2 protein-coding genes are annotated in these 3,007 nt (G+C 68.9%); both read right to left on the bottom strand.

Annotated elements, in window-relative coordinates; all coding sequences use genetic code 11:
• Positions 1-334: 334 nt before the first annotated feature.
• Positions 335-1,687: a sodium:solute symporter family protein gene (locus ACT6Y9_RS09995; RefSeq protein ID WP_443744420.1), complete on the bottom strand. Its 1,353-nt coding sequence runs from the start codon at positions 1,685-1,687 to the stop codon at positions 335-337.
• Between the two features lie 293 nt (positions 1,688-1,980).
• A partial coding sequence (hypE, locus tag ACT6Y9_RS10000) for a hydrogenase expression/formation protein HypE (protein WP_443744421.1) occupies positions 1,981-3,007 on the bottom strand: 1,027 nt, incomplete at its 5' end.

Here is a 3,007-nt window from a genome sequence, read left to right on the forward strand (position 1 = left end):
GCAGGGCATAGGATGCGCAAATTCCTTCTGCATCAGGGGGTTCAGCCCCACATCGAGGCGACGCCTATCCACATGTATGCGCGAAGCCTCAAAAAAGCCCTGAGGAATCAGGGCAAATTCAAGAATTCAGCCTCGGAGAGATTGAGTGAGGTGTGTATTCGACGACTTTCAAGGTGGAGAGGCGCTCGGGCAGATTGCGTCGCGCGGCTGCGAAGCCGGTTTCGGCGGCCTGCGGGAGATGCGCTGCTACGGAATCGCATTCTGCGGCAAGCGCTGCCTGATTCAGGCGGCGCCGCCGCTGCAGAGAGGTTCCGCCGCCTGAGGAGAGGCGGGGTCACATGCGCGCGCAGGTTTGCGCACGCGGCGCTTCTGCGGACTTCCCGGCGTTGCTCACCCGTACGGCCCAGAGCGCGGCGGCAGTGGAGACTCCCATGCCGGCGAAGGTCCAGAGGCTCTCGCCGGCAAGGTTGCCGACGAGGCCGCCCAACCCGCCGAGCACGGCGCCGGCAAGCCAGATCTTGGGATCCGCGTGACGGCAGCGGCCGACGACGAGGACCAGAAGCGGTGCGGCCACGCCGGGCACGAAGAGCGAATAGGCCGTGAGCAGCAGTCCGATGATGTCGCCCGAGATCCACGCGCAGCTCGCCGCCAGCGTGCCGAAGAGCGCCGTCCAGAGCCGCACGGCGCGCACGCGGTCGCGGCCGAGCACGTCCTTCTCGACGATCCCGGCGGCGGAGAGCAGCACCGTGTCCGCAGACCCCGAAAGGGCGCTCACGAGCCCGAGGGCGAGCATCGCCGCGAGGACTTCGGGGAGCGGCGAAGAAGCCGAAAGCCAGTCCGAAATCGGCTGCTTCGCGTCAAGGTTGAGGAGCGCGAGCATCGTCACGACGACGCCGAAGAAGGCGATCAGCGGGGCGGCGATCCAGGCGGCGCGCCGCGCCGTCATGCCGTCGCGCGCGGCGAAGGTGCGCGAGAACATGTCCGGCCCGATCACGTAGGTGATGCCGACGAGAAGGAGCATCTTCGTCCAGTCGAGGAGCCCGAACTTCTCCGTGAAGGGGACGGCGGGAAGGGCCGCAACTTCCGCAGGGCGCTCCCAGACGCACCAGAGGGCGGCCGCGGAGAAGCCTCCGATGAGCAGCACCGCCTGCATCGCGTCCGTGCGGATGACGCCCCGCTGGCCGCCCAGGGCCGTGTGGAGCACGATCGCCGCGGCGAGAAGAATGTAGAGGATCTCCGCGGCGCGCCCGCCCGTGACGGAGCCGAGGAGCGCGTGGAGCGCCGTGAACTGCGCGGCCGTCACCGCCACCCAGGAGACGGCGATGATGAGCGCGGCCCATTTTTCGGCGGCGACGCCGACGAGCTTGCGGATGACGTCAGGGAGCGTCACCGCGCCCGAGGCGCGGATCGTCGGGGCGACGAGAAGGCCGTGGAGGAAGAGGCCGATCACGCCGACGCCGAGCCACCAGAAGGCCGCCGGGCCGATTCTCTGCGTGAGCGCGCCCATGCCGAGCGTCGCCGACCCGCCGATGATGGTGCTTGCGAGCGAGAGCGCGCAGAGGAGCGCCCCGGTCGCGCCCCCGGCCGTGAGAAGGTTCTTGATCTCGCGGTCCTGGGAGCCCCCGCGGATGCCGAACCAGAGCAGCACGGCGAGGTAGACGAGAATGAGCCAGGTGAGAAGTGTCATGAAGATCCCCGCGGGATTGCATTGCTGATGTGCGGGATTCTACGGGGGGTTTGCGCACCGCCGCATCAGGAGGACGGACGAGGCGCTTCCCGGAGGCGTCAATGAGGCCTCCGGGCCGTCCAGCGCGGTTCACCGGCCGCCGTTTGTACGGCCGTCTGCCGGACCTCGGGCGAAAGAACAACCGTGAAGCGCGAAGCCGAAGGCCCGGAGGGACTCAAACGCAAAGCGGCCCGCACGGGGATCGTCTCCGGCGGGCCGCCCCTTTTTTCGGGCGCTTGGGGAGGCGCGATCCCTCAGCAGATGCGCGGGAGCTGCTCGCCCGTGAGCCAGTCCACCATGCGCCGGCCTCCCATGAGCGTCACCATGTCCACGAACCCCGGCGCGTCGGCGTGCACTTCGCCCACGATCGAAGCTTCGGCGCCGTGCGGGTCCTGCTTCATGGCGGCCAGGGCCGCGTCGGCTTCGTCGGCCGGGACGATCGCGATTAGGCGACCCTCGCAGGCCGAGTAGAGAGGATCGAGCCCCAGGAACTCGCAGGCCGAGCGAACCTCGTCCTTCACCGGAATCGCCTTTTCCTGGAGCGTGATTCCGACGCGGGACTCCGCGGCGATTTCGTTCAGGGTCGTGCCCAAGCCCCCGCGGGTCGGGTCGCGCAGCACGTGTGCGTTCGGGGCGGCGGCGAGCACGCGCTCGACCATTTCCCCGAGCGGCGCGCAGTCGGACTGCAGGCTCGTGATGAAGCTCATGTCCTCGCGCAGGCTCATCACGGTCATGCCGTGGTCGCCGATCGAGCCCGAGACGAGAACCTTGTCGCCGGGCCGGGCGGCCGAGCCCGCGATGAGGTGGTCGGCGATCCGCTCGCCGATGCCGGTGGTCGTGATGTAGACGCCGTCGCCGTGGCCCTTTTCAACGACCTTGGTGTCGCCCGTGACGATCGCGACACCGGCCTCGCGGGCGGTGTCGGCCATCGACTTCACGATGCGCTCAAGGTCCGCCAGCGGGAAGCCTTCCTCCAGGATGAAGGCGGCCGAGAGGTAGAGGGGCTTGGCGCCGCACATCGCGACGTCGTTCACGGTTCCCGTGACGCAGAGCCGTCCGATGTCGCCTCCCGGGAAGAAGAGAGGCTTGACGACGTGCGCGTCGCAGGAAACGGCGACGGGACGCAGGATCGGCGGCATCACCGCGCCGTCGTGGCTCTGGTCGAGCCATTCGTTTGTGAAGTGCCGCGCGAAGAGCTCGCCGATGAGTTGCGCGGTGGCGCGCCCGCCCGAGCCGTGGGTCATCTCGACCGTGCCGCGCAGGACGTCGAGCCGGCGGCCG

It is taken from the genome of Sutterella sp. (assembly GCF_052272535.1).
Taxonomy (GTDB): Bacteria; Pseudomonadota; Gammaproteobacteria; order Burkholderiales; family Burkholderiaceae_F; genus Sutterella.

Excerpts from the sequence above, each read along its gene's own strand:
- ACT6Y9_RS09995 (WP_443744420.1), bottom strand. The coding sequence starts at position 1,687 with ATGACACTTCTCACCTGGCTCATTCTCGTCTACCTCGCCGTGCTGCTC.